Origin of the sequence: Planotetraspora thailandica (genome assembly GCF_016863335.1) — a bacterium.
In the GTDB taxonomy this organism is placed as follows: Bacteria; Actinomycetota; Actinomycetes; order Streptosporangiales; family Streptosporangiaceae; genus Planotetraspora; species Planotetraspora thailandica.
Window position 1 is genome coordinate 35,893 of the sequence record NZ_BOOR01000061.1, and the last position, 18,722, is coordinate 54,614.

An 18,722-nucleotide genomic window follows, 5' to 3' on the forward strand; every position below is an offset into this window, starting at 1 on the left:
GTCGGAGGGCACCGAGGACAGACCGGCGCCGGCCGCGCGAAGACGGCTGACCCGGTTCGGGGGGCAGTGGGGTGCTATGAATCCGGTGCTGGAGCCGCTATTCAAGACGGTTCGGGCGACGCATCCCAAGGCCGACCTGCGTGTGATCGAGCGTGCCTACGACATGGCCGCCTACCACCACCGCGACCAGAAGCGTAAGAGCGGCGACCCGTACATCACCCACCCGCTGGCGGTGGCGAGCATCCTGGCCGAGCTGGGAACAGACGACGAGACCCTGTGCGCCGCGCTGCTGCACGACACGGTGGAGGACACGGCTTACAGCCTCGACGAGTTACGAGCCGACTTCGGCGACAACATCGCGCTGCTCGTCGACGGCGTGACCAAGCTGGACAAGGTCAAGTTCGGCGACGCGGCGCAGGCGGAGACCGTGCGCAAGATGGTCGTGGCGATGTCCCGCGACATCCGCGTGCTGGTGATCAAGCTCGCCGACCGGCTCCACAACATGCGCACGATGCGGTACATGCCGGAGCACAAGCGGCAGCAGAAGTCCCGGGAGACCCTGGAGATCTTCGCGCCGCTGGCTCACCGCCTCGGCATGAACACCATCAAGTGGGAGCTGGAGGACCTCGCGTTCGCCATGCTCTACCCGAAGCGGTACGACGAGATCGCCAGGATGGTGTCGGAGCGGGCGCCGCGGCGTGACCTGTTCCTGCAGGAGGTCATCGAGAAGGTCTCCGCCGAGCTGCGCGACGCCAAGATCAAGGCGACCGTGCGCGGCAGGCCGAAGCACTACTACTCGATCTACCAGAAGATGATCGCCAAGGACGTCGCCTTCGACGACATCTACGACCTGGTGGGCATCCGCGTCCTCGTCGACACCGTGCGCGACTGCTACGCCGGGCTCGGAACGATCCACGCGCAGTGGCGGCCGGTACCGGGCCGGTTCAAGGACTACATCGCCATGCCCAAGTTCAACATGTACCAGTCGCTGCACACGACGGTGATCGGTCCCGAGGGCAAGACGATCGAGCTGCAGATCCGCACGCGGGCGATGCACAACCGTGCCGAGTACGGCGTGGCGGCCCACTGGAAGTACAAGGAGGAGATGAACAGCTCGGGCGCCGCCGCCAAGGTCAAGCAGGTCAACGACATGGCCTGGCTGCGGCAGCTGCTCGACTGGCAGAAGGAGACCTCCGACCCGGGCGAGTTCCTGGAGTCGCTGCGCTTCGACCTGTCGGTGTCCGAGGTGTTCGTGTTCACCCCGCGCGGCCAGGTGATCGCCCTGCCCGAGGGCGCGACGCCCGTCGACTTCGCCTACGCCGTGCACACCGAGGTGGGGCACCGGTGCATCGGCGCCCGCGTGAACGGCCGGCTGGTTCCGCTGGAGTCCCGGCTGGGCAACGGCGACACGGTCGAGATCTTCACGTCGAAGTCGCCGGACGCGGGGCCGTCCCGTGACTGGCTCAAGTTCGTCAAGAGCGGCCGGGCCCGCAACAAGATCCGGCAGTGGTTCTCCAAGGAGCGCAGGGAGACCGCCATCGAGGCCGGCAAGGAGGCCATCGGGCGGGCCATGCGCAAGCAGGGCCTCCCGCTCCAGCGCCTGATGTCGGGGGAGGCGCTGCTGGCTCTGGCCCGCGATCTGCGCTATCCGGATGTCTCCGCGCTGTACGCGGCCGTCGGCGAGGGCCATGTGGCCGCCCAGTCCGTCGTTCAGAAGCTCGTACAGGCGCTGGGAGGGGTCGACGGGGCCGAGGAGGACCTTGCGGAGGCCGCGGTCCCCACGAGGCTCAAGGGGCGCCCCAGGGCCAATTCGAATGCCGGGGTCATCGTGGCCGGCGATCCCGACGTGTGGGTGAGGTTGTCACGATGTTGTATGCCGGTACCTGGTGACGACATCGTCGGATTTGTCACGCGAGGCCACGGAGTTTCCGTACATAGGACGAATTGTCCGAATGTTGAGCAGTTGAGTGCGCAGGCGGACCGGCTTGTGCAGGTGTCGTGGTCGCCCGGGGACGACTCGGTCTTCCTCGTGGCGATCCAGGTGGAGGCCCTGGACAGGCCCCGGCTGCTGTCGGATGTGACGCGCACGCTCTCCGATCACCACGTGAACATCCTGTCGGCGTCGGTCGCCACCTCGCGTGATCGGGTGGCCGTCAGCAAGTTCACCTTCGAAATGGGCGATCCCAAGCACCTGGGCCATGTTCTGAAGGCCGTAAGAAGCGTCCAAGGCGTCTACGACGTGTACCGCGTGACCAACTGACATCCTTGATGGTGATCATGCAGAAGTTCGGGGAGAGGGCCCGCGGCCTGCGCCGAGTTGTGTGGTGATCATGCAGAGGTTCGGGGAGAGGGCCCGCGGCCTGTGCCGAGTTGTGTGGTGATCATGCAGAAGTTCGCGGAAACGGCCGTCGACCTGCAGCGATCCAAGCCGTGATCATGCAGAAGTTCGCGGAAACGGCCGTTGACCTGCGCCGATACGGGTTCGTGATCATGCAGAAGTTCGAAGATGTACCTCTTGACCAGCGGAAACGTATCCCGTGATCATGCAGTTCGCCCGGCTGTACGCTGGGTCGCCTTCCCGTACGGCCGGTCAGGCATGGAGTGAGGCATGGTCGGCGATCGTGGAGATTTCGGCGCCGGTTGCATGATCGTCGAACGTATCGCCGCAGGTCAATGGACGGCACACGAACTTCTGCATGATCACGAAACGGATCACTGCAGGTCAGCGCCCACTCTCGCGAACTTCTGCATGATCACGGGCTGGATCACCGCAGGTCAACGGCCGTTTCCGCGAACTTCTGCATGATCACGCTTCGGGTTGCCGCAGGTGGGCGGGCGTGTCGGCGAGGTTCTGCATGATCACGCCTGGGGGGGTGTGGGTTGGCGCCTTTGTACGTGATCACGCCGCCCGCTGGTGGTCGGCGTGATCACGCACAGAGGAGGCGGGAAGGTCAGGAGAACTCGGCGAGGGTGCGCTCGGCTTCCTCCAGCCACGAACGGCGCGCGGCCAGAGCCTCCTCGGTCTCCTTGACGTCCTTGTCCCGGCCGCCGGCCTGCGCCTTGGCCAGGCGGGCCTCCAACTGCTCGATCGAACGGCGCAGCTGGTTGACCGTGTCCTGGGCGCGGGCACGGGCCTCGGGGTTCGAGCGCTTCCACTCGTTCTCCTCGGCCTTACGGACGGCGTCCTCGACCCGCCGCAGACCGCCCTCGAGCTTGTCCCGCATCTCGCGAGGCACCGGCCCGGCGGCCTCCCAGCGCTCCAGGATGCCGCGGAAGGCGCTCCTGGCCGACCGGGCGTCGGTGACGGGCAGGAGCCGCTCGGCCTCGACGAGCAGAGTCTCCTTGACCTCCGCGTTGGCGGCGAAGGAGGCGTCACGCTCGGCGTAGACCGCCGACCTGGCCTGGAAGAACTGGTCCTGGGCGGCCTTGAAGCGGCCCCACAGCTCGTCCTCGGCCTCGCGGGAGGCGCGACCGGCGGCCTTCCACTGGTGCATGAGCTCGCGATAGGCCGCGGCCGTGGCGTTCCAGTCGGTCGAGGACGACAGTTCCTCGGCCTCCTGGACGATCCGCTCCTTGGCGTTGCGGATCGCGTCCCGCTGCTCGTCGAGCGAGGAGAAGTACGCCTTGCGGCGCTTGGCGAAAGCCGTACGGGCGGTCGAAAGCCGCTTCCACAGGACGGCCTCGGTGGCGCGGTCGATGCGCTCGGCGGCCTTCCATTCGTCGATCAGCTGGCGGAGCCGCTCGCCGCCCGACTTCCAGTGGGTGGCGTCCTCGGCGATCCGCTCGGCCTCCGCGACGATCCGCTCCTTGGTCTCGCGAGCCTGGACGCGGGCCTGGTCGCGAGCGGCCTTGACCTCTTCACGCCGCTTGCCGACGAGCTCGCTGAGCGCGCCCAGCCGGTCCATGAGCGAGCCGAGGTCGCCGATGGCGTGTGCCTCGGCGACCGCCTCGCGCAACTTGGCGATGTTCGACTCGGCCTGGGCCGGCGCCAGGTCGGTGCCGCGCACCCGCTGCTCCAGGAGCTGCACCTGGCCGGCCAGCTCGTCGAATTTGCGACGGAAGTAAGCCAGCGCCTCTTCAGGCTCACCGGCCTGCCAGGAGCCGACGGCCCTTTCGCCCTCAGCCGTACGCACGTAGACGGTGCCGTCAGCGTCTACCCGGCCCCACGGGTCGGTGGTCACCGCGTCCTCCCGCACTTGAATCAGCCCTCCAGGGCCCGAAATGCCCTTGGTTGTATTACGTCAGCTCTTGCCGGTGATTGTCACGTGTTTGATTTCCACGGGCTCCTTGGGAGCGCCCGTCCCATCGCCAGTACCACCGGGAAGGACGCCCTGCTTGGCGACCTTATCGATGATTCCAAGTCCTTTTGTTACGGTACCGAAGGGTGTGTAGGCGGGGTTGAGGCCGGTGTCGCCGAACACGATGAAGAACTGGCTGCCGTTCGTGTTGGGGCCGCTGTTGGCCATGGCCAGCACGCCTCGGTCGTACTTCGCACCCTCGAGGTTCTCATCGACGAACCGGTACCCAGGGCCGCCCTGGCCGTCCGTGGGGTTCTTGCCGTCGGCCTTCGCGAGCGGGTCTCCACACTGGAGGATCGGGAAGTCCGTCCCCAGCCGGTGGCACTTGGTGTTGTCGAAATAGTTCTTGGACGCCAGGAAACGGAACGAGTTCGCCGTGCACGGCGCCTTAGCCGTGTCCAGCGTGGCGACGATGTCGCCGAGGGTGGTCTTGATGGTCATCGTCTCCGGGGCGGTGCTGACCTTCGCCGGAGGCATGCCGACGTTCTTGACCTGACCGCTGGCGGTGTCGGCGACGTAGCCGCAGGTTCCGGTCGCCGGGTCGTACGGCTTGGGCTCCTCGGCCGCCGCGGCGGTGGCCGACGGAGCAGCAGAGGCCGATGCCGACGCGGTGGCCACATCGTCGTCGTTGCCGCCTAGAAGAGCCGTCGCCGCCACGATGCCGCCGATCACGACCACGACAGCCGTGGTGGTGCCGATGATCGCGGTACGGCGCGCCTTCTGCTCGCGGTCGACCCGTGCCTGCCGCTGCCGCTCGTAGTGCTCGCGGGCCAGCTGCTTCTGGCGGTCCTTGCCGGTGACCACTGCGTCCTCCTGACTGTCTGTTTCCGATGGTCGCGCGGCCGGATGCCGGTCGGCCACGGAGGTCCTCCGTACGGAGAGACCAGATGATCTCCCCAACGGGGGGCCCCTCTATAGCGTCCGGCTCGACTGCTCCAAGAATGACTATTGAGGTGGGCGAATCGTATCGGCACACGGGTATTGGTTCGCAGCCCGCCGACCCGCACCGGTACCCTTCGGTTACATTCGCTCGCGTAATCCTTGATACATCGTCACGAGACGTAGAGGCGCTTCCGTGCTCGTCGCCGGGTTTCCAGCAGGGTCGTTCCAGGCCAACTGCTATGTCGTCGCTCCCGCCCCAGGCGAGGAGTGCGTTGTCGTGGATCCTGGTCAGGACGCCGCCGGAGGGCTCGACGATCTGCTGAGGGAACACCGGCTGAAGCCGGTGGCCGTGCTGCTGACCCACGGGCACATCGACCATGTCTGGTCGGTCGCGCCGGTCTGCGGCGCGCGTGACATTCCGGCGTGGATCCACCCCGACGACCGCGAACTGCTGTCCGACCCCGGCAAGGGGTTCTCGGCGCAGGCGGGACAGCTGTTCGGCGGTCTGGAGTTCAGCGAGCCCGACGACGTGCGGGAATTGTCCGACGGCGCCACGCTGAATCTCGCCGGACTCGACATCACGGTCGACCACACCCCCGGCCATACCAGGGGGTCGGTGACGTTCAGGACGCCCCTGCGAGACGATACGCAGGACGCGGAGGTCATGTTCTCGGGCGACCTGCTGTTCGCCGGCTCCATCGGCCGCACCGATCTTCCGGGCGGCGACTATGCGGAGATCCTGCGCAGTCTCGCGAAAACGCTGACGCTGCCGGACGAGACGCTGGTCCTGCCCGGTCACGGACCACAGACGACGATCGGCCGCGAGCGCGCCACCAACCCCTACCTCAGGGAAATGGCGCCGCACAGCGGCCCTAGCAGGGGACTGTAATGACCTTTCAGGCGCCCAAGGGCACCTTCGACTGGATGCCGCCGCGCTCCGAGTGGGCGCTCATCGTGCGCGACGCGTTGTCGGCGCCCGCCCGCCGCGCCGGCTACGGATACATCGAGACGCCGGCCTTCGAGGACACCGGCCTGTTCTCGCGCGGCGTCGGCGAGTCGACCGACATCGTGACCAAAGAGATGTACACCTTCGAGAGCAAGGGCGGCCAGTCGCTCACCCTTCGCCCCGAAGGCACCGCGAGCGTCATGCGCGCCGTCCTCGAGCACGGCCTGTACGGCGGGGCACTCCCGATCAAGCTCTGGTATTCGGGCAGCTACTTCCGCTATGAGAAGGCACAGGCGGGCCGGTACCGCCACTTCTCGCAGGTCGGCGCCGAGGCGCTGGGCGCGGAGGACCCAGCGCTCGACGCCGAGCTGATCGTGCTGGCCGCCGACGGTTACGCCTCGCTCGGCCTCAAAAATGTGCGGCTGCTGCTCAACTCGCTGGGCTGCAAGGAGTGCCGCCCCGCCTACCGCGCCGCCCTGCAGGAGTTCCTGCGGGGGCTCGACCTCGACGAGGACACCAGGAAGCGCATCGAGATCAACCCGCTGCGGGTCCTCGACGACAAGCGGCCCGAGGTCCAGGCGCAGCTGGTGAACGCGCCTCTGATGACCGACCACCTGTGCGGGGCCTGCAAGGCCTACCACGAGGAGGTCCGCGGCCTGCTGACCAGCGCGGGGCTGACCTACACCGACGATCCGAGGCTGGTCCGCGGGCTCGACTACTACACGCGTACGACCTTCGAGTTCATCCACGACGGCCTGGGCGCGCAGTCCGCGGTCGGCGGCGGCGGACGCTACGACGGCCTGAGCGAGATGATCGGCGGGCCCGCCCTGCCGAGCGTCGGATGGGCCCTCGGAGTCGACCGTACGGTCCTCGCGATGGAGGCTGAAGGGCTGCTCACCGAGCGTCCGGGGCACGTCGAGGTCTTCGCCGTCCCTCTGGGCGAGGAGGCCAGGCGCCGGATCTTCCCGCTGGTGGCCGAATTGCGCCGGAACGGCGTGGCGGTGGACATGGCCTTCGGCGGCCGGGGCGTCAAGGGCGCCATGAAGGCCGCCGACCGCAGCGGCGCCCGGTACGCCCTGATCCTCGGCGACCGGGACATCGAGGCGGGAGCCGTACAAGTGAAAGACCTGACCACAGGTGACCAGACCGCGGTGCCGCTCGCCGAGGTCGTCGACGTTCTGAAAGGGAAACTCTCGTGATCCGCACTCACGAAGCAGGGACGCTTCGTAAGGAGCATGAAGGCCAGCGGGTGACGCTGGCGGGCTGGGTGGCGCGCCGCCGCGACCACGGTGGCGTGGTCTTCATCGACGTGCGCGACTCCTCGGGGTCGGCCCAGGTGGTCTTCCGCGAGGAGGATCACGCCCACGACCTGCGCTCGGAGTACTGCGTCAAGGTCACGGGGGAGGTGCGCGTACGGCCCGAGGGCAACGCGAACCCCGAGCTGCCCACCGGTGAGATCGAGGTCGTCGCCTCCGAGGTCGAGGTGCTCAGCGAGTCGGCGCCGCTGCCGTTCCCGATCGAGGGCGGCGCGGATGTGTCGGAGGAGGCGCGGCTCAAGTACCGCTACCTCGACATCCGCCGCCAGCAGATCGCCCAGTCGCTGCGGATCCGCTCCCAGGCGACCTACCTGGCCAACGAGGTCATGCGCGAGCGTGGCTTCGTCTACGTCGAGACGCCGAACCTCACCCGTTCGACGCCCGAGGGCGCCCGCGACTTCCTCGTGCCCGTGCGGCTCCAGCCGGGCAACTGGTACGCGCTGCCGCAGTCGCCCCAGCTGTTCAAGCAGCTGCTCATGGTGTCCGGACTCGAGCGGTACTACCAGCTCGCCCGGTGCTTCCGTGACGAGGACCTGCGCGCCGACCGGCAGCCCGAGTTCACCCAGATCGACATCGAGATGTCGTTCGTCGACCAGGACGACGTGATCGAGCTCGGTGAGGCGCTGATCGGGCGCATCTGGAAGGAGACCCTCGGCTACGAGCTGCCGACCCCGCTGCCGCGGATGACCTACGCCGACGCCATGGCGAGGTACGGCTCGGACAAGCCGGACCTCCGCTTCGGCGTCGAGCTCGTCGACCTGACGAAGTACTTCGCGGACACGACGTTCCGGGTGTTCCAGGCGCCGTACGTCGGTGCCGTCGTCATGCCGGGCGGTGCGTCGCAGACCCGCAAGGAGCTCGACGGCTGGCAGGACTGGGCCAAGGCGCGCGGCGCACGCGGCCTGGCCTACGTCCTGGTCCAGGAGGACGGCCTGGGCGGGCCCGTCGCCAAGAACCTGTCCGAGAAGGAGCTCGCCGGCCTGACGGAGGCGACCGGAGCCAAGCCGGGCGACGCGATCTTCTTCGCCGCGGGTGCGCTCGGCCCCTCGCGTGACCTGCTCGGCGCGGCCCGCTTGGAGATCGGCCGCCGGTGCGACCTGATCGACGAATCCCAGTGGTCGTTCCTCTGGGTCGTCGACGCCCCGATGTTCGAGCCCGTCGTCGACGAGGTCGGCCGCGAGATCGGCTGGACCGCGGTCCACCACCCCTTCACCGGGCCGAAGCCCGAATGGGCCGACAACTTCCAGGACCACCCCGGCGAGGCGCTCGCCTACGCCTACGACATGGTCTGCAACGGCATGGAGATCGGCGGCGGCTCGATCCGAATCCACCGCGCCGAGATGCAGCAGCGGGTCTTCGACGTGCTGGGCATCTCCAAGGAGGAGGCGGAGAGCAAGTTCGGCTTCCTGCTGGAGGCGTTCAAGTACGGCCCGCCGCCGCACGGAGGCATCGCCTACGGCTGGGACCGGATCTGCATGCTGCTCGCGGGCGGCGAGTCGATCCGGGACGTCATCGCCTTCCCGAAGACCGCATCCGGCTTCGACCCGCTGACCGGGGCGCCGACCCCGATCACGGTTGAGCAGCGCAGGGAGGCCGGTGTGGACGCCAAGTCCAAGGCGGCCGCCCCCGCCCCGCAGCCCTCGGCGTGACAATCTCGCGAGAGTCAACCTGGGCGTGATCATGCAGAAGTTCGGCCGTTATGGGGTTGGCCAGCGGAGACGCCGCGCGTGATCATGCAGAAGTTCGCGGGCGAGCATCCTGGCCAGCGGAAACCCTGTCCGTGATCATGCAGAAGTTCGTGCGCATGGCGGCCGGCCTGGGCTTATGCCGTACGTGATCATGCAGTGCCGTACGCATTGCATGATCACGTGCGGCTGAGCCGCAGCTCAAAGACTGGTTCGGCGATTTACTGCATGATCACGAATCGTGTAAGCCCAGGTCATACGCCGTGCCGCCGAAGTTCTGCATGATCACCACCAGGGAACGGGCTGGTGGGGCGAGGTTCTCGCGAACTTCTGCATGATCACCACCAAGGGGCGGTGATCACCACCAAGGGGCGGTGATCAGCACCAAGGTGGGTGATCTCTTCCACATTTGGCGTTGAGGCGAGAACCGCTTGCTGATGAAATTCGTATGAGAGTGCAGCGAGAGTTATAACCCCCTCTCGCACCTCAGCCCAGGAGCGATACGAATGTTCGACCAGATCCTCGGTCTCCCCGCACACCCCCTGATAATTCACGCGGCCGTGGTCCTCACACCGCTGCTCGTCGTGCTGAGCATCGCCTACGCCGTCCTCCCCGCTTTCCGCCGCAGGCTCGACTGGGCGGTCGTGCTGACCGCCATCGCCGCCCCCGCCGCGGTGTTCGGCGCCAAGGAGAGCGGTGAGGAGCTGGAGGCTCGCCTGTTCAAGGGGCAGATCCCGCAGCCCGTCCTCGACCACTCGAGCTTCGCCAACCCGCTGTTCTTCAGCACTCTCGGGCTGGGCGTCGTCGCGCTGGTGCTGGTCTACCTGACCCGTCCGGTGCGGGAGCCGGGTACGGCCGCGACCGGCTCCGCCAGGGCCGTCAGCCTCGTGCTGTCCGTGCTGGCGGTGGTGCTTGCGCTCGTGGTGGCCTACTACGTGTTCCGGGCGGGGGACAGCGGCGCCAGGGCGGTCTGGGGCAGCTGACGGTAACCTCTGCGTTGTGGAGAGTCTGTTCGATTCGGCGGCCGAGGAGGCCCACAGAAGTCAGGAGCCTCTGGCCGTCCGCATGCGACCGCGCGGCCTCGACGAGGTGATCGGCCAGCGGCACCTCCTCGGGCCGGGCACGCCGCTGCGGCGACTGGTCGAGAGCGAGGCTCCCATGTCGCTGTTTTTGTGGGGGCCTCCCGGCACCGGCAAGACGACGCTCGCCTACGTCGTCTCCAACGTCACCAAGCGGAGGTTCGTCGAGGTGTCGGCGGTCTCCGCCGGAGTCAAGGACGTCCGGGCCGCGATCGACCAGGCGCGCCGCGATCTCGGCATGACCGGCAGGCAGACCGTGCTGTTCGTCGACGAGGTCCACCGGTTCAACAAGGCCCAGCAGGACGCACTGCTGCCCGCCGTCGAGAACCGCTGGGTCACGTTCATCGGGGCCACCACGGAGAACCCGTTCTTCTCGGTCATCTCCCCGCTGCTGTCGCGGTCACTGCTGCTCACCCTCGAACCGCTCTCCGAAGACGACGTCCGGGCCGTCCTGGAGCGCGCCGTGGCCGACCCGCGCGGGCTCGGCGGGCGCGTCACCCTGCGGCCCGACGCCCTGGACCAGCTCGTACGGCTGGCGGGGGGCGACGCCCGCAGGTCCCTGACCTACCTGGAGGCCGCGGCGCTGCTCGCGGACGAGACCGGCGACGTCACCATCGAGGTGGTGGAGAAGGCGGTCGACAAAGCCGCGGTGCGCTACGACCGCCAGGGCGACCAGCACTACGACGTGATCAGCGCGTTCATCAAGAGCATGCGCGGCTCGGACGCCGACGCCGCGCTGCACTACCTGGCCCGGATGGTCGAGGCGGGGGAGGACCCGAGGTTCATCGCCAGGCGAATCGTGATCTTCGCCTCCGAGGACGTGGGCATGGCCGACCCGTCCTGCCTGCAGGTCGCCGTGGCGGCGGCCCAGGCGGTTGAGTTCATCGGACTGCCCGAGGGCCGCATCAACCTCGCCCAGGCCGTGATTCACTGCGCGCTGGCGCCCAAGTCCAACGCCGTCGTCAAGGCGATCGGGGCCGCCTCCGACGACGTACGGCGCGGCCTGATCGGCCAGGTCCCCGGCCATCTGCGCGACGCCCACTACCAGGGCGCGGCCAAGCTCGGCCACGGCAAGGGCTACCAGTACCCCCACGACTTCGAACACGGCCTGGTCAGGCAGGACTACGTACCGAAGGAACTGCTGGAGCGGCGCTACTACGAGCCGACGCGGCACGGCGCCGAGGGGCGCTTCGCCGAGCGATGGGCCAAGATCCGGGCCTTCCTCCGGGGCGAGGGCGATCCCAAGGCGGGCTGAGCCGTACCGGCGGGGCGTGTGGAGCGCATCAGGAGGCAGGCCGTTCACGATAGGGTCTTGCCATTCCAGCTCCGGTGATCTAAAGGAGATCGGCAGTGCTTACCGCGGGAGAGCTCGCCGGCCTGATCGTCGCCATCTTCTGGGCGATCCTGGTCTGCTTCATGGCCGTCGTGCTGGTCAGGCTGGCTCGCCTGCTGGTCAAGACCACGAGCCTCGTGGCCGATCTCAGCGAGCGCGTGGTGCCTCTCCTTGAGGACGTGAGCCAGACGGTCGCCGAGACCAACCGGCAACTCGCCTCGGTGGAGGCCATCACCGACAACGTGCGGGACGTGAGCGGCAACATGGTGAAGATCACCGGCGCCGCCTCCACGCTGTTCGCCGGTCCGGTCGTCAAGCTGTCGGCCCTGAGCCACGGGGTGCGGGAGGCCCTGGCCAGGCGCCGGGGCCGCGTGGCGGGTGAGCGGCTTCCCCGCCCGCGTCCGGCGCTCGACGAGCAGGGCAGGGACGACGCCGGGGCGCGCGGCCTGACGGGGAGGCGCCAGGGATGATCCGCCGGCTCTTCTACATGGCACTGGGCGCGTTTGTCGCCCTCTGGACTATGCGTAAGCTTCAGGCATTGCGCCCCGACCACGTGGCCAGGCGTACGGCCGGCCGGGTGGCGGGGCTCGCGGACCAGTTCAAGGACTTCGCGGTCGACGTTCGCCGCCAGTCGGCGAGCAGGGAAACCGAGTTGCGGGCACAGCTGCGACTCGACAGTGTTGAAACAAGACCCACCAGATACGACGACGTAAAGGATGGCCGCTGAAATGGAGTCGGCAGAGATCGTACGCCGCTTCCTGCGCTTCTTCGAGGAGCGCGGACACACCGTCGTTCCCTCGGCCAGCCTGGTCGCCGAAGACCCGACGCTGCTTCTCGTGAACGCGGGCATGGTCCCGTTCAAGCCCTACTTCCTCGGCCAGCGCAAGCCGCCGTACCCGCGTGCCACCAGCGCGCAGAAGGTCATCCGGACGAACGACATCGACGAGGTCGGCAAGACGACCCGGCACGCGAGCTTCTTCCAGATGCTGGGCAACTTCTCGTTCGGCGACTACTTCAAGGAAGACGCGATCCCGTTCGCGTGGGAGTTGCTGACCAAGCCCCAGTCCGAGGGCGGCTTCGGCTTCGCCGAAGACCGGCTGTGGGCGACCGTCTACCTTGACGACGACGAGGCGCTGGACATCTGGCACAAGAAGGCCGGCGTACCGCTCGAGCGCATCCAGCGGCGCGGGCTCGCTGACAACTACTGGCACATGGGCGTGCCCGGCCCCGGCGGGCCGTGCACCGAGATCTACTACGACCGCGGCCCCGAGTACGGCAGGGAAGGCGGCCCGGTCGCCGACGAGACCCGCTATCTCGAGGTCTGGAACAACGTCTTCATGCAGTTCCAGCTCGGCGCGGTCCGCGGCAAGGAAGACTTCGACATCGTCGGCGAGCTTCCCGCCAAGAGCGTCGACACCGGCATGGGCCTGGAGCGCATGGCGGCGATCCTGCAGGGCGTCGACAACATCTACGAGATCGACACCACCTACAAGATCCTCAACAGGGCGGCCGAGCTCACCCGCACGCGCTACGGCCGCAACCACCGCTCCGACGTCTCGCTCCGGGTGATCGCGGACCACATGCGCGCCGGCGTGATGCTGGTGGGCGACGGCGTGATCCCGAGCAACGAGGGCCGCGGCTACGTACTGCGCCGCATGCTCCGCCGCGCGATCCGCAACCTCCGCCTGCTCGGCGCGGGCGAGGAGCGGTACATGCATGAGCTGACCGACGTGACGATCTCCGTGATGGGCCGGCAGTACGCCAACCTGACGGTGGACGCGGCCAACATCCACACGGTCATCGACGCGGAGGAGGCGTCGTTCCTCGGCACCCTCCGCACCGGCACGGCGATCTTCGATGTCGCGGTGGAGGAGAACAAGCGCAAGGGGTCGACCACGCTCAGCGGGGCTCAGGCGTTCCAGCTGCACGACACCTTCGGCTTCCCCATCGACCTCACGCTGGAGATGGCGTCCGAGCAGGGTCTCCAGGTCGACGAGGACGGTTTCCGGCGCCTCATGGCGGAGCAGCGGGCCATGGCCAAGGCGGACGCGGCGGCGAAGAAGACCGGCAACGCCGACATCTCCGTGTTCGGCGACATCCTGGAGAAGTCCGGCAAGGTCGACTTCCTGGCCTACGACCACACGTCGGCTGAGGCGACCGTCGTCGGCCTGCTCGTCGAGGGTGCCAACGTGCCCGCAGTGGGGGCGGGCTCCACGGTCGAGGTCGTGCTCGACCGCACCCCGTTCTACGCCGAGGGCGGCGGCCAGCTCTCCGACCAGGGCGTCATCCGCACCGACGGCGCGGAAGTCGAGATCGTCGACGTCCAGACGCCGGTGGCCGGGCTCATCGTCCACCGCGGCAAGGTCAAGCACGGAGAGATCCGCATCGGAGACCACGCGCACGCCGAGGTCGACGTGGAGCGCCGGCGTGCGATCTCCCGCAGCCACACCGCGACCCACCTGGTCCACCGGGGCTTCCGCAACGCGCTCGGCGAGTCCGCGGCCCAGGCGGGTTCGGAGAACTCGCCCGGACGCTTCCGCTTCGACTTCACCGCGGCCGGAGCGGTCTCCCCGACCGTGCTGCGCGACGTCGAGGACGAGGTCAACGCGGTCCTGATCAACGACCTCAAGGTCAACGCGTTCTACACCTCGCAGGACGAGGCGCGCGCCATGGGCGCGCTCGCGCTGTTCGGCGAGAAGTACGGCAACGAGGTGCGGGTCGTCGAGGTCGGCGACTACTCCCGCGAGCTGTGCGGCGGCACGCACGTCGCGAGCTCGGGCCAGCTCGGCCTGGTCAAGGTGCTGGGGGAGGGCTCGATCGGCGCGGGTGTGCGCCGCGTCGAGGCGCTCGTCGGCATCGACGCCTTCCGCTTCCTCGCCAGGGAGAGCGTGCTGGTCAGCCAGCTGAGCGAGCAGCTCAAGACGCCCAAGGAGGAGCTGCCCGAGCGGATCGACGGCATCGTCACCCGCCTGCGCACCGCGGAGAAGGAGCTGGAGCGGCTCAAGTCGGCCCAGGTCCTCGCCGTCGCGGGCGAGCTGGCGGGGCAGGCCGGCGACCTCGACGGTGTGTCCGTCGTGACCCACCGCGCGCCTGATGGCACCTCCGCCGACGACTTGCGTAAGCTCGCCCTTGATGTGCGCGGCCGATTCCCGAGCGACCGCGCCACGGTCGTCGTCGTCGCCGGTGTCCCCTCAGACCGTCCGGTCGTCGTCGCCGTGGTCAACGAGGCGGGACGCGACCGGGGCCTGAAGGCCGGCCGACTGGTCAGCGTCGCCGCCAAGACGCTTGGGGGTGGCGGTGGCGGCAAGGACGATGTGGCGCAGGGCGGAGGAACGCGGCCTGAGGCCATCGGCGACGCGTTGCGCGCCGTCGAGGAGTCGATCTCCTCTGCTCTCTCCTGACGGGGCGCACCCGCGTGAAGAGCAGATCATGAGGCACGGCGTCCGGATCGGCGTCGACGCCGGGTCGGTCCGGATCGGCGTGGCCCGCAGTGACCCTTCCGGGCTGCTGGCCACGCCTGTCGAGACCGTACGGCGAGGCCGGGGCGACGTCGACAGGATCGCCGAGATCGCGGCGGAGCACGAGGCGATCGAGATCGTCGTCGGGCTGCCGCGGTCGCTTTCCGGCAAGGAGAGCCATGCGGCGGCGGAGGCCCGGGCTTTCGCCGCCCAGTTGGCGGCCCGGCTGGCGCCCACACCGATCCGGTTGTTCGACGAGCGGTTGACGACGGTCACCGCCCAGCAGGGCCTGCGGTCGAGCGGGGTCAAGGCGAAGAACCAGCGGGCCGTCATCGACCAGGCGGCGGCCGTCGTGCTGCTCCAGGCGGCGATCGACTCCGAACGGGCAAGCGGACGGCCTCCGGGCACGGCACTCGAACCGCCGGGCCGGGGGCCCGGCGAGGAAGCGAGCGACTGGGACGCGCGGTGAGCCGGGCGGCTTTCGTCGTGATCGGCGGCGCCGCCCTGGTCACGATCGCGGTCGTGCTCGGAGTGCGTTCCGTCGTGGGGACCGTCTCCGGCCCGGGTGACTACGAAGGGACCGGTACGGGGTCGGTGACGGTGGAGATCACCCCCGGCTCCAGCGCCGGCGAGATCGCCGAGACGCTCAAGCGCGCCGACGTGGTCGCCAGCACCGAGTCGTTCGTCGGCGAGGTGGTGGCGAGGTCGAAGGAGTCCAGCCTGCGGCCGGGTCAATATCGCCTGAAGCACCGCATGGCGGCCTCCTCGGCCCTCGACCTGCTCCTGAACCCGAAGTCGCGGGTGATCCGGAAGGTCACCGTGCCCGAGGGCATGCGTCTCGACGACGTGCTGGCCACGCTCGCGGCCGGCTCCGGCATTCCGCTGGCCGAGTTCAAGAAGGCGGCGGAAGATCCCGGCGCGCTGCATCTGCCCGGCTACGCCAAGGGCCAGGTCGAAGGATTCCTGTTCCCCGCCACCTATGAGGTCGATCCCGCCGCGACCGCACGCGACCTGCTCACGAACATGGTCGATCGATTCCGGGAGGCCGCCCGTTCGGTGGATCTGGAGCGGCTCGCCAAGGAGCGGAACCGGACGCCTCTGGAGATCGTCACGATGGCGAGCATCATCCAGGCGGAGGGCGGCCAGGACGCCGAGTATCCGAAGATCGCCAGAGTCATGTACAACCGGCTGCTCCGGGGCGGCAAGCTCGAAATGGACAGCACGGTCAACTACGTCCTCAGGCGGCACACGCTCAAGGTGTCGGAAAAGGACACCAAGGTCGCCTCGCCGTACAACACCTATGCGCATGAGGGGTTGCCGCCGGGGCCGATCAGCAATCCGGGGGAGAAGGCGCTCTACGCGGCGCTTCATCCCGCCGATGGCGACTGGTACTGGTTCGTCACCACAGATCCGCGCAAGCGGATCACGAAATTTACGGACAAGGAGTCCGAGTTCCTGAAGTATCGGGATGAGCTGAATCGAAATCTCAGGACGAACTAGCTGATCGGGGACCATTCGGTCGGTTGCTCTCATAGGGTTTCACCTGACGGGAGTCTCCGCCCGCGTAACATCTAGCAGGACACGGGGACGGGCGACCCCTCCGTCCCACGCCGGAAACCCCCTTGGTCCGGCACGCTCTGCCTGGGCGCGGAGCCGGCCGTACCGAGAGATTGGCCAGCGCACTATGAATGACTTGGGCATGGACTTCCTGCTAGGCGACGAGGACGAGGAACCCTCGTCCCGGCGTCGTGCTCGCGGCAGCCGTAGTCAGCAGCGCCGCAGCCGCAAGCGCAGGAAGAGGCAACGCCGCAAGGGGCATGCCGCGACCGTGTTCGCCGTCGTGGTGGTCGTCTTAGTGCTCGGCGGGGTCGGCTACTACGGGTACAACTGGGTCCGCAACGTCATGATCCCCGCGGACTACACCGGACAGGGGACGGGCGAGGTCTCGATCGAGATCAAGCAGGGTGCGATCGCCTCCGACGTCGCCCAGACGCTGGAACAGCAGGGCGTCGTGGCCAGCGCCCGCGCGTTCATCAACGCCATCGGCGCCGCGGGCAAGACGGCGTCCCTGCAGCCCGGCACCTACAAACTGCGCAAGGGCATGTCGGCGGAGGCCGCCCTCGCGATGCTCGACCCGAAGAATCGCATCACCGACAACGTCACCTTCCAGGAGGGCCTGCGGCTCAGCAAGATCTACGAGCAGCTCGCCAAGGCGACGGGACGACCGATCAGCGCCTTCAAGCAGGCGGCGAAGGGCGACATCGGCCTGCCGAGCTACGCCAAGGGGCGGCTGGAGGGCTACGCCTTCCCCGCCACCTACGAGATCGACCCGAAGATGAGCCCGGCGGAGGTCCTGACCGCCATGGTCGACCGGTACACGCAGACGGCCGAGAAGCTCAACCTCGAGCAGGAGGCCCAGCAGCTCGGGTACAGCCCCCACGACATCATGACGATCGCGAGCATCATCCAGGCTGAGGCGGGCAAGGTCAGTGACATGCCCAAGATCTCGCGGGTCATCTACAACCGGCTCGAGCGCAACCCGCCGATGAAGCTCTCGATGGACAGCACCGTCATGTACGGGCTCAACAAGTACGGCATCTCCGCCTCCAACGCCGACCTGCAGAGCACGTCGCCGTACAACACCTACAGGCGTTACGGCCTGCCGCCGGGGCCGATCGCCAACCCCGGTGACCACGCCATCGAGGCCGCCTTGCATCCGGCGGACGGCAACTGGCTGTTCTTCGTGACGACCGACCCCAAGCGAGGGATCACGAAGTTCGCCGAGACGGAGGAGCAGTTCATCAAGCTCCGTGACGAGTTCAACCGGAACTACGGATGACCGTGCGTCACCGGGCCGCGGTCCTCGGCTCCCCGATCGGGCACTCCCTGTCCCCGATCCTGCACCGTACGGCGTACGCCGCCATGAGCCTGAGCGACTGGCGGTACGACGCGTTCGAATGCACCGAGGACGGGCTCGCGGCGCTCGTCGAGACGATGGGCGCCGAGTGGGCCGGCTTGTCGCTGACCATGCCGCTCAAGCGTGCCGTGCTGCCGCTTCTGGACACGGTCTCCGAGCCGGCCGTCCAGGTGGGCGCCGCCAACACCGTGATCTTCAAGGACGGCGCCCGGCACGGGGAGAACACCGACGTGTACGGGATCGTCCAGGCGCTGGCCGAGGCGGGCGCGGATTCGCCGTCGGCGGCCGCGATCCTGGGCGGGGGAGCGACCGCGGCGTCCGCCGTCGCCGCCCTGCGCGAGATGGGCCTGACCGAGGTGACGCTGGCCGTGCGGGACGCCGCCCGCGCGGGCGAGACCCTCGACGTCGCGGCCCGCCTGGGCGTCGAGGTGACCGTGCGATCCTTCGACGACGCCCTCGACGCCGATCTGATCGTCTCCACCCTGCCTTCCGGGGCGGCCGACGCCCTCGCCACTCACGTGGCCCGCGCGCTTCCGGAGAAAGGCGCGCTGCTCGACGTGGTCTACTCGCCCTGGCCGACCGCGTTGGCGAGAGCCGTACAGAAACGAGGCGGCACCGTCGTCGGCGGGTTCCCGATGCTGCTGCATCAGGCGGTGAGGCAGGTCGAGCTCATGACCGGCCGCGACGACGTGCCGGTGGAGGCCATGCGTGCGGCGGGGGAGGCGGAGATCGCCCGAAGGTCCGCCTGAACCGGCGGCATCGGGCCTGGGCCCGCGCGGGAATGGTTCGGCGGGGCAGCGTGTTTGTG

At 68.3% G+C, this 18,722-nt stretch carries 15 protein-coding genes; 13 read left to right on the plus strand and 2 right to left on the minus strand.

The window, feature by feature from the left end; translation table 11 throughout:
- Positions 1 to 76 precede the first annotated feature (76 nt).
- Positions 77 to 2,260, plus strand: a complete 2,184-nt coding sequence (locus tag Pth03_RS32660; protein ID WP_203948340.1) for a RelA/SpoT family protein — start codon at positions 77 to 79, stop codon at positions 2,258 to 2,260.
- Positions 2,261 to 2,951: 691 nt separating this feature from the next.
- Here the strand turns inward: Pth03_RS32660 and Pth03_RS32665 are convergent.
- Together Pth03_RS32665 and Pth03_RS32670 are read right to left on the minus strand one after the other, a co-directional pair.
- Positions 2,952 to 4,181, minus strand: a complete 1,230-nt coding sequence (locus tag Pth03_RS32665) for a DUF349 domain-containing protein (RefSeq protein WP_203948299.1) — start codon at positions 4,179 to 4,181, stop codon at positions 2,952 to 2,954.
- A 60-nt stretch (positions 4,182 to 4,241) separates the two neighbouring features.
- On the minus strand, positions 4,242 to 5,102 hold the full coding sequence (locus Pth03_RS32670) for a peptidylprolyl isomerase (protein WP_203948300.1): 861 nt from the start codon (positions 5,100 to 5,102) through the stop codon (positions 4,242 to 4,244).
- A gap of 271 nt (positions 5,103 to 5,373) precedes the next feature.
- Here Pth03_RS32670 and Pth03_RS32675 point away from each other — a divergent pair, with 271 nt between their 5' ends.
- The 12 genes from Pth03_RS32675 to Pth03_RS32730 all read left to right on the plus strand — a co-directional run bounded on the left by Pth03_RS32675 (position 5,374) and on the right by Pth03_RS32730 (position 18,663).
- Complete coding sequence (locus Pth03_RS32675; protein ID WP_203948301.1) at positions 5,374 to 6,069, plus strand: MBL fold metallo-hydrolase; 696 nt, start codon at positions 5,374 to 5,376, stop codon at positions 6,067 to 6,069.
- Entirely contained in the window at positions 6,069 to 7,325 is a 1,257-nt protein-coding gene (gene hisS / locus Pth03_RS32680; protein WP_203948302.1) for a histidine--tRNA ligase, read from the plus strand. Before Pth03_RS32675 ends, hisS begins: the two co-directional genes overlap by 1 nt.
- Complete coding sequence (gene aspS, locus Pth03_RS32685; RefSeq protein WP_203948303.1) at positions 7,322 to 9,091, plus strand: aspartate--tRNA ligase; 1,770 nt, start codon at positions 7,322 to 7,324, stop codon at positions 9,089 to 9,091. Before hisS ends, aspS begins: the two co-directional genes overlap by 4 nt.
- A 542-nt stretch (positions 9,092 to 9,633) precedes the next feature.
- Positions 9,634 to 10,110 (plus strand): DUF2231 domain-containing protein, encoded by a 477-nt coding sequence (locus Pth03_RS32690; RefSeq protein ID WP_203948304.1) that lies wholly within the window; start codon positions 9,634 to 9,636, stop codon positions 10,108 to 10,110.
- A 16-nt stretch (positions 10,111 to 10,126) separates the two neighbouring features.
- Entirely contained in the window at positions 10,127 to 11,461 is a 1,335-nt protein-coding gene (locus Pth03_RS32695) for a replication-associated recombination protein A (RefSeq protein WP_239119537.1), read from the plus strand.
- A 95-nt stretch (positions 11,462 to 11,556) separates the two neighbouring features.
- Complete coding sequence (locus tag Pth03_RS32700) at positions 11,557 to 12,009, plus strand: DUF948 domain-containing protein (RefSeq protein WP_203948305.1); 453 nt, start codon at positions 11,557 to 11,559, stop codon at positions 12,007 to 12,009.
- Between the two features lie 50 nt (positions 12,010 to 12,059).
- A complete protein-coding gene (locus tag Pth03_RS32705) occupies positions 12,060 to 12,266 on the plus strand; it encodes a hypothetical protein (RefSeq protein WP_239119538.1) in 207 nt (68 codons plus the stop codon).
- A gap of 1 nt (position 12,267) precedes the next feature.
- Positions 12,268 to 14,940, plus strand: coding sequence for an alanine--tRNA ligase (gene alaS, locus Pth03_RS32710; protein WP_203948307.1), 2,673 nt, complete (start codon positions 12,268 to 12,270; stop codon positions 14,938 to 14,940).
- A 28-nt stretch (positions 14,941 to 14,968) separates the two neighbouring features.
- Positions 14,969 to 15,466, plus strand: a complete 498-nt coding sequence (ruvX, locus tag Pth03_RS32715) for a Holliday junction resolvase RuvX (protein ID WP_239119539.1) — start codon at positions 14,969 to 14,971, stop codon at positions 15,464 to 15,466.
- Positions 15,463 to 16,497 (plus strand): endolytic transglycosylase MltG, encoded by a 1,035-nt coding sequence (gene mltG, locus Pth03_RS32720; protein ID WP_203948309.1) that lies wholly within the window; start codon positions 15,463 to 15,465, stop codon positions 16,495 to 16,497. Before ruvX ends, mltG (Pth03_RS32720) begins: the two co-directional genes overlap by 4 nt.
- A gap of 199 nt (positions 16,498 to 16,696) precedes the next feature.
- Positions 16,697 to 17,836, plus strand: a complete 1,140-nt coding sequence (gene mltG / locus Pth03_RS32725; RefSeq protein ID WP_239119540.1) for an endolytic transglycosylase MltG — start codon at positions 16,697 to 16,699, stop codon at positions 17,834 to 17,836.
- Positions 17,833 to 18,663, plus strand: a complete 831-nt coding sequence (locus Pth03_RS32730; protein WP_203948311.1) for a shikimate dehydrogenase — start codon at positions 17,833 to 17,835, stop codon at positions 18,661 to 18,663. The genes mltG (Pth03_RS32725) and Pth03_RS32730 overlap by 4 nt, the downstream gene beginning before the upstream one ends.
- The last annotated feature ends 59 nt before the right edge of the window (positions 18,664 to 18,722 follow it).

Excerpts from the sequence above, each read along its gene's own strand:
- mltG (WP_239119540.1), top strand. The coding sequence starts at position 16,697 with ATGGACTTCCTGCTAGGCGACGAGGACGAGGAACCCTCGTCCCGGCGT.
- ruvX (WP_239119539.1), top strand. The coding sequence starts at position 14,969 with ATGAGGCACGGCGTCCGGATCGGCGTCGACGCCGGGTCGGTCCGGATC.
- Pth03_RS32705 (WP_239119538.1), top strand. The coding sequence starts at position 12,060 with ATGCGTAAGCTTCAGGCATTGCGCCCCGACCACGTGGCCAGGCGTACG.
- hisS (WP_203948302.1), top strand. The coding sequence starts at position 6,069 with ATGACCTTTCAGGCGCCCAAGGGCACCTTCGACTGGATGCCGCCGCGC.
- alaS (WP_203948307.1), top strand. The coding sequence starts at position 12,268 with ATGGAGTCGGCAGAGATCGTACGCCGCTTCCTGCGCTTCTTCGAGGAG.
- Pth03_RS32690 (WP_203948304.1), top strand. The coding sequence starts at position 9,634 with ATGTTCGACCAGATCCTCGGTCTCCCCGCACACCCCCTGATAATTCAC.
- Pth03_RS32730 (WP_203948311.1), top strand. The coding sequence starts at position 17,833 with ATGACCGTGCGTCACCGGGCCGCGGTCCTCGGCTCCCCGATCGGGCAC.
- Pth03_RS32660 (WP_203948340.1), top strand. The coding sequence starts at position 77 with ATGAATCCGGTGCTGGAGCCGCTATTCAAGACGGTTCGGGCGACGCAT.